This window comes from Arenibacter catalasegens (assembly GCF_002909235.1).
Lineage (GTDB): Bacteria > Bacteroidota > Bacteroidia > Flavobacteriales > Flavobacteriaceae > Arenibacter > Arenibacter catalasegens.
Window position 1 is genome coordinate 134,955 of record NZ_PHQQ01000012.1, and the last position, 6,408, is coordinate 141,362.

Below are 6,408 nucleotides of genomic sequence, written 5' to 3' on the forward strand. Positions count from 1 at the left end.
AGTTATATGCAAAATTTCACTAAATATTTAAAAGCCAAGGCGAATATACCTGAACCGGAATTTCAACTCCTGATCAAAAAAATAAAATTTAAAAACATAGAAAAAGGGGATGTCATACTGCGTCCCGGAGAAGTTTGCCACCATTCCTTTTTTGTTGAAAAAGGTCTCTTGCGTTCGTATACGGTGGACAACCCTGGCAGGGAACATATTATACAGTTTGGTTCAGAAAATTGGATCGTTTCCGATCGCAGCAGTACTTTTTTTAATGAACCATCAGATTTGTTTATCGATGCCATTGAGGACACTGATATAGTCTTAATAAGTTCCGATTTTATTAATGAAGCCAGTGAAATAAGTTCCTCTTTCAGAAAATATAATCAAATTGCCCTTCAGAATCATATTCGACATCAACAAAAAAGAATCAACCTTTTATTAAGTGCCAGTGCCGAAACCCGATATATGAATTTTATAACATTATATCCTGATCTAACCCTAAGGGTACCACAATGGATGATAGCTTCCTATTTGGGCATTACACCAGAAAGCCTAAGTAGAGTGCGGAAAGAATTGGCGCATAAAAACTTTAAACCAAACTAAGTTCGTCTTATCATACATCAATGTACAGGAAAAAAGGTTCTTGTAATATTGTAAGGTAATTAATGAAGACAAATAGATGAAAACAAAAAATATAGAAATAGTGGTAGTCCCAAGAGAGCCCCATTATGTTGGTGACGGATTTAGAGTGCATAATTTTATCCCTAGTGGATATCGGCTAGATATGCAACGAATGGACCCCTTTATATTACTGGATTACAATTCCCCCTTTTATTTTCCACCTTCAGACAAACCAAGGGGGGTAAGTGTACATCCACATCGGGGTTTTGAAACGGTTACAATAGCCTACCAGGGCCAGGTAGCCCATCATGATAGTTCCGGGAACAGTGGGGTAATTGGCGTAGGTGATGTGCAGTGGATGACTGCCGCTTCTGGAATACTTCATAAAGAGTACCATGAAGAAGAATTTAGTAAGAATGGCGGTTATTTTCAAATGGCGCAACTCTGGGTAAATCTTCCTGCCAAATATAAAATGTCTGCCCCAAAATATCAAGGCATTACAAATTCCCAAATCAATAAATATGAATTGGCAGACCACAAGGGCGTCATTGAAGTGATAGCAGGGAATTATAAAAATGTTAAGGGTGTGGCCACAACATTTTCCCCAGTAAATATGTTCAATGCAAAGCTAGAAGAAGGTACAAAAGCAGCATTTACCTTCCCGAGTAATTACAATACAGCCTTGTTGGTAGTAGATGGAGAAATTAATGTGAATGGCTTGCAGACCATAGCTGAAAATAATTTTGTGCTCTTCGAAAATGAGGGCGAGGATTTTAATATTGAGGCCACAAAAAAATCAACAGTTTTAATTCTAAGCGGAGAACCATTGAACGAACCCATTTCCGCTCAAGGTCCATTTGTAATGAATACGCGCGAAGAAATAGTACAGGCAATCAAAGATTACAACTTAGGAAAATTTGGCTATTTAGAGGAGTAATATTTTTATTGGAAGTAGATTTATTAAATTATAACTAACGATTAATCAAGATACTTATGGACTACAAATTGATCGATAATACGGAAGCCAAACAATATGAATATCATATTGATGGTGTTATTGCCAAAATTGAATATATAATGGCAAAAGATAAAATCTACCTCACCCATACGGAGGTTCCCAAGGAATTGGAAGGAAAAGGGGTAGCCTCCTCCTTGGTAAAACGGGTATTGGAGGATGTTGAAACCAAGGGATTAACCCTAATTCCAATGTGTCCATTTGTAGCAACCTACATTAAAAGACACCCCGACTGGAAAAAATTGGTCTTAAAAGGAATTAATATTGCATAATTATGGAACAAAAAGATAATTTCAAGGAATACACAAATGGTGAAATTACCATAGTCTGGAAGCCTTCAAAATGCATTCATTCTGGTATATGTGTAAAAACCTTACCGCAAGTTTATGATCCCAAAGGTAAACCCTGGATAAAGCCGGAAAATGCTTCTACCGAAGAATTAAAGTCCCAGGTTTCGAAATGTCCGTCTGCCGCTTTATCATTTTATATGAACCACAAAAGTTAAAAAGTTATAGCTTAGGGGCTACATATAAACATTTAATTTGGCATATATAGAGTATATTTATACGGTGACAAGCATTCCCTTGAGGGTTGTAAAGGGTTATCGTGCCAAATTTTAATAAAGTAATGTGCAGGTAGAATGATTTATATATTTCGGAATGGTCTCCATTTTTTTGGAAATAGATTAGGTATTGCTTTGTGTGTCCTCATGATGGTCCTTAGTTGTACCGAGGAAAAGAAAGTAAGTCACTTGGATCCCATTAATTGGGAAAAGAAATACATTACCCTCCCCTCCAGTGACACCTTAATTAAAGGGAGTTCTTATCTTTCCATATATTCCTCCATATATTCCTCCATATATGATGGAACTGAAAAAACACTTCATCATTTAACTGCCACGGCAAGTATGAGGAACGTAAGCAATACAGATACTATTTATATACTTAAAGCCGAATACTACAATACCAAAGGAGATCTTATTCGCACCTATTTTGATAAACCTATTTTTGTAAAGCCCTTGGAAACTATAGAAATTGTTATAGACCAAGATGATAAATATGGTGGTACGGGAGCCAACTTTGTTTTTGATTGGGCCGTAAAATCCAATAATCATGAGCCTATTTTTGAAGCTGTAATGATATCCACAACAGGACAACAAGGAATCTCGTTCACTACAAGAGGAATAAAATTATAACTGTGGATTCCATTAATTGATTTACATTTGGCTTACCCCCACCCTACTTACCGATTGAAAAAAAGAGTATCTTTAAACTGGTCAAGATAAAGGAATATTCACCATCCTTCTTACTATTTCTATTCAACCTAATTCATTTATACGTTATGATAAAGGTGCCCACTTTTGGTAGTAAACTAAGAAAAAATATAGTGGAAGTGCCGGAAATTATTAACAATTGTTCTGGCATAAAGGTTTTTGGCCAATTGCTAAAATCGTTCTTGTTTAGCACGGATGTTGCCATTATTAGAAATACCAATGCCAATGCCATCATTGCCGTGTATCCATTTACGCCCCAACCCTTAATTTCCCATTCTTTAATTTTGGCAGCCGACAAGCCTATATTTTGTGGTGTTGGAGGCGGCATTACGAATGGCAAAAGATCGGTGGAATTGGCTTTGCACGCAGAATTTCAGGGTGCCTTGGGCGTGGTTTTAAACAAGCCGACACCCAATGAATTAATAATACGACTAAAGGCGAAAATAGATATCCCCGTTACGATTACCATTGTTTCCGAAAAAGATGACATTAAAGGCCGGATTGCGGCTGGAGTGGACATTTTTAATGTTTCAGGTGCCAGTAAAACGGCTGATATCGTTAAACGGATCAGGGATATTGACCCCGAGATTGCCATATTGGCTACAGGAGGCCATAAAGAAGAAGATATTTTGAGAACAATAGAAGCAGGTGCCAATGCTATTTCTTATACTCCGCCGTCCACGAGCGAATTATTCAAGGAAATTATGATTAAGTACAGAACTGAATAAGCTTCCTTAAAGTAAACAACCAACACCAATATAAACAGGTATTAAGCTTTTAGTACATGAATATTATACACAGCATCCCAGAAAGTATTTTTGAAAGTATTGGAATTGTAGCCGGTCTAAGTGCCTGCCTAGTAATTGCCCTACAAGTATATAAGGAATACCGTTATAAAGGTCTAAGTAGTCTTTCCAACGGCTTTATTTTTGGCTGGGTATTTATTTATCTATTTTGGTGCTTTTACGGAATCCGATTTAACACTGTGGCCCTTTGGCTAACCAATGCTATTGCTGTAGTACTGCAATTAGGCCTTTGCTTCGTTGTAGTTCGAAAAAGGAAATTATATCCTTCCCATAATTAACATCCCTAAGCGTTTTATAGAATGAAATTAAAGGCATATTTATTTTTAGGCATATTTATACTTTTGGTTTTTTTGGATCTAGTAATGGGATCGATGCACTTTCAGGAATTGAGGCAGTTTACCAAACCACTTATACTTATCGCCCTTATATTGTATTTTGGGACGACCGGAAAAAACTTATCCAAAAAGGTATATCGCTTTACACTATTGGCACTCGTTTTTTCATTACTGGGGGACATTCTCTTGCTTTATGACCATCTCTCTTCTATCTATTTTATGCTTGGCCTAATAGCTTTTTTATTAGCACATATTAACTATGCCATCGTATTCTTTACACAAGGCAAAAACCTATTTAAAAGAGAATTGCCGTGGGTTACTGGAATGTTATTGGCCTATGGCACTACCCTCTTCTTAGTTTTACATGATCATCTGGGTCCCTTAAAATTTCCAGTAATTATCTATATCCTAGGTATTCTCACTTTGGCTCTAACTGCCTATGGCAGGAGGGATCAGGTAAATACCTCAAGTTTTAAATTGGTTTTCATTGGGGCGCTGTTTTTTATTGCGTCTGATAGTATTTTGGCCATCAATAAGTTTCTTACGGTAATACCTTGGTCCCATCTATTGGTGATGGGAACTTACGCAACGGCACAATATTTAATAGTTAAAGGCATATTAGCAAGTAATGACTGAAAATATAAGGCAAATTCGGGCTAAAGATACCTATCCCTTAAGGCATGATGTTATGTGGCCAAACATGCCATTAAATTATATAATTCTACCCAATGATGAACAAGGAATCCACTTTGGACTCTTTCTAAATGATGTCTTAGTTTCTGTAGTTTCATTATTTATAAAAAACAAGGAAGCTCAATTTCGCAAACTTGCCACAGCCAAGACAGCACAGGGCAAGGGTTATGGTAGCCAACTCCTCTCCTATATTATAGCTTACGCGGAAGATAATAAAGTAAGTAAAATATGGTGTAACGCGAGAATGGACAAAAAAGATTTTTATTTAAGATTTGGCTTTGAGGTCACCAACAAGGTTTTTAGCAAACATGAAATTGACTATATAGTGATGGAAAAAATGATAATACGTTAAAAGTTATCTCTAAAACTGAATAGCCTATATCATTTTATTCATTTTTAAGTACCTTTCTTTCCTGCAAATTTTTCTTTCTCACTATGAACGTGTAAATCCTAAAAACTTGTTATAATAACTTAAAATAAAAACCTATTAAACATGCATAAATCACTATTTCTGATCGTCGTTTTTTTTAGTTTACAAATCCATGCACAAGGCTTTGATTTCCAAATAGACCATTCTTCCTTGATCGTTAATAACTTGGATGCTACGGCAGATTTTTATTTCAATATTCTTAAGTTAAAGGAAATCCCCCATCCCGATAAGGCCCCAGGATTTCGTTGGTTTTTGGTCCAGGGCAATTCACAGCTACACCTGATCTACAAGGATACTGTAGTCATGAAAAAGCATAAATCCATGCATCTATGCTTGTCCACTCCTAACTTGGAAACTTTTATTGGACATTTGAAAAAGAATAATATTGAATATGAGGATTGGCCAGGTAAAAAAGGAGCTGTTACCTTACGTTCGGATGGAGTTCGTCAGATATATCTCCGAGATCCAGAAGGGTATTGGATCGAAGTAAATAATGCCAAACACGATTAGAAATCCTAGTCTATAGTTAACAAGATTTACTAAATTTGGTTATAAAAAAATAGTTAAAGTATATGAATAAGGAAAATGCACAACGGCACACTATAATAGATTCCTTCCTGAATAAAGATCGTACTGATTGGCAGCAGGTACTTGCCACCATTATTTCCAGTTTTGGCTGTACTACGGGAACAATTCATTTTTTGGATGATCAAACTTCCTTGTTAATGGTACAGGCCCATCAAGGTATTCCTCCCTTTTTGGTGCCTAAACTTTCCGAGATTCCAATTGGAAAAGGAATGGCGGGTATTGCGGCGGAACGTCGTGAACCCGTAGAAATGTGTAACCTACAAACCGATGATTCCGGAGTGGCACGCCCAGCCGCTAAAGAAACTAAAGTAGAGGGTTCTATCGCTGTTCCTATGTTGCTCAATGGTAAATTATACGGAACCCTTGGTATTGCCAAACCAGTTCCTTATGACTTTACCAAAGAAGAAGTGAGTGATTTATTAAGTATTGGAGAAAAAATTGGTGGGTTTATAAGTCAATAGACTTATGTAGTCCGCAGCTTATATAAAAAAAGGACTTTCTAATCGAAAGTCCTTTTTTTATATTTTATGTCTCATCCTAAATAATCGATACAGATTATTGAAGGATTAAATTTAAATATTAAGGCTGAACAATGATAACATTGTTCAGCTTTTTTGATTTGTACTGTTTTCTTTTCAATTTGTTTTGTGCGT

General features: G+C 36.3%; 11 protein-coding genes. All 11 read left to right on the forward strand.

Annotated elements, in window-relative coordinates; translation table 11 throughout:
* The first annotated feature begins 6 nt into the window (after positions 1 to 6).
* On the forward strand, positions 7 to 597 hold the full coding sequence (locus CWD90_RS11540; RefSeq protein WP_103476215.1) for a Crp/Fnr family transcriptional regulator: 591 nt from the start codon (positions 7 to 9) through the stop codon (positions 595 to 597).
* Positions 598 to 673: 76 nt separating this feature from the next.
* A complete protein-coding gene (locus CWD90_RS11545) occupies positions 674 to 1,552 on the forward strand; it encodes a pirin family protein (RefSeq protein WP_103476216.1) in 879 nt (292 codons plus the stop codon).
* A gap of 56 nt (positions 1,553 to 1,608) precedes the next feature.
* On the forward strand, positions 1,609 to 1,902 hold the full coding sequence (locus tag CWD90_RS11550; RefSeq protein ID WP_239986506.1) for a GNAT family N-acetyltransferase: 294 nt from the start codon (positions 1,609 to 1,611) through the stop codon (positions 1,900 to 1,902).
* Positions 1,903 to 1,904: 2 nt separating this feature from the next.
* Positions 1,905 to 2,135: a (4Fe-4S)-binding protein gene (locus CWD90_RS11555; RefSeq protein ID WP_103476218.1), complete on the forward strand. Its 231-nt coding sequence runs from the start codon at positions 1,905 to 1,907 to the stop codon at positions 2,133 to 2,135.
* A gap of 135 nt (positions 2,136 to 2,270) precedes the next feature.
* Positions 2,271 to 2,825: a DUF3124 domain-containing protein gene (locus CWD90_RS11560; protein ID WP_103476219.1), complete on the forward strand. Its 555-nt coding sequence runs from the start codon at positions 2,271 to 2,273 to the stop codon at positions 2,823 to 2,825.
* 146 nt (positions 2,826 to 2,971) lie between these two features.
* Positions 2,972 to 3,631: a hydrolase gene (locus tag CWD90_RS11565; RefSeq protein WP_103476220.1), complete on the forward strand. Its 660-nt coding sequence runs from the start codon at positions 2,972 to 2,974 to the stop codon at positions 3,629 to 3,631.
* Between the two features lie 56 nt (positions 3,632 to 3,687).
* Positions 3,688 to 3,987 (forward strand): hypothetical protein, encoded by a 300-nt coding sequence (locus CWD90_RS11570; RefSeq protein ID WP_103476221.1) that lies wholly within the window; start codon positions 3,688 to 3,690, stop codon positions 3,985 to 3,987.
* A gap of 21 nt (positions 3,988 to 4,008) precedes the next feature.
* Positions 4,009 to 4,680 (forward strand): lysoplasmalogenase, encoded by a 672-nt coding sequence (locus CWD90_RS11575; RefSeq protein ID WP_103476222.1) that lies wholly within the window; start codon positions 4,009 to 4,011, stop codon positions 4,678 to 4,680.
* Positions 4,673 to 5,089 (forward strand): GNAT family N-acetyltransferase, encoded by a 417-nt coding sequence (locus tag CWD90_RS11580; protein WP_239986507.1) that lies wholly within the window; start codon positions 4,673 to 4,675, stop codon positions 5,087 to 5,089. Before CWD90_RS11575 ends, CWD90_RS11580 begins: the two co-directional genes overlap by 8 nt.
* 141 nt (positions 5,090 to 5,230) lie before the next feature.
* A complete protein-coding gene (locus tag CWD90_RS11585) occupies positions 5,231 to 5,677 on the forward strand; it encodes a VOC family protein (protein WP_103476223.1) in 447 nt (148 codons plus the stop codon).
* A gap of 62 nt (positions 5,678 to 5,739) precedes the next feature.
* Entirely contained in the window at positions 5,740 to 6,216 is a 477-nt protein-coding gene (locus CWD90_RS11590) for a GAF domain-containing protein (protein ID WP_103476224.1), read from the forward strand.
* The last annotated feature ends 192 nt before the right edge of the window (positions 6,217 to 6,408 follow it).

Bases quoted from the DNA above. Each gene is read 5' to 3' on its own strand.
- CWD90_RS11545 (WP_103476216.1), top strand. From the start codon at position 674: ATGAAAACAAAAAATATAGAAATAGTGGTAGTCCCAAGAGAGCCCCAT.
- CWD90_RS11585 (WP_103476223.1), top strand. From the start codon at position 5,231: ATGCATAAATCACTATTTCTGATCGTCGTTTTTTTTAGTTTACAAATC.
- CWD90_RS11580 (WP_239986507.1), top strand. From the start codon at position 4,673: ATGACTGAAAATATAAGGCAAATTCGGGCTAAAGATACCTATCCCTTA.
- CWD90_RS11565 (WP_103476220.1), top strand. From the start codon at position 2,972: ATGATAAAGGTGCCCACTTTTGGTAGTAAACTAAGAAAAAATATAGTG.
- CWD90_RS11555 (WP_103476218.1), top strand. From the start codon at position 1,905: ATGGAACAAAAAGATAATTTCAAGGAATACACAAATGGTGAAATTACC.
- CWD90_RS11540 (WP_103476215.1), top strand. From the start codon at position 7: ATGCAAAATTTCACTAAATATTTAAAAGCCAAGGCGAATATACCTGAA.
- CWD90_RS11550 (WP_239986506.1), top strand. From the start codon at position 1,609: ATGGACTACAAATTGATCGATAATACGGAAGCCAAACAATATGAATAT.
- CWD90_RS11560 (WP_103476219.1), top strand. From the start codon at position 2,271: ATGATTTATATATTTCGGAATGGTCTCCATTTTTTTGGAAATAGATTA.
- CWD90_RS11575 (WP_103476222.1), top strand. From the start codon at position 4,009: ATGAAATTAAAGGCATATTTATTTTTAGGCATATTTATACTTTTGGTT.
- CWD90_RS11590 (WP_103476224.1), top strand. From the start codon at position 5,740: ATGAATAAGGAAAATGCACAACGGCACACTATAATAGATTCCTTCCTG.
- CWD90_RS11570 (WP_103476221.1), top strand. From the start codon at position 3,688: ATGAATATTATACACAGCATCCCAGAAAGTATTTTTGAAAGTATTGGA.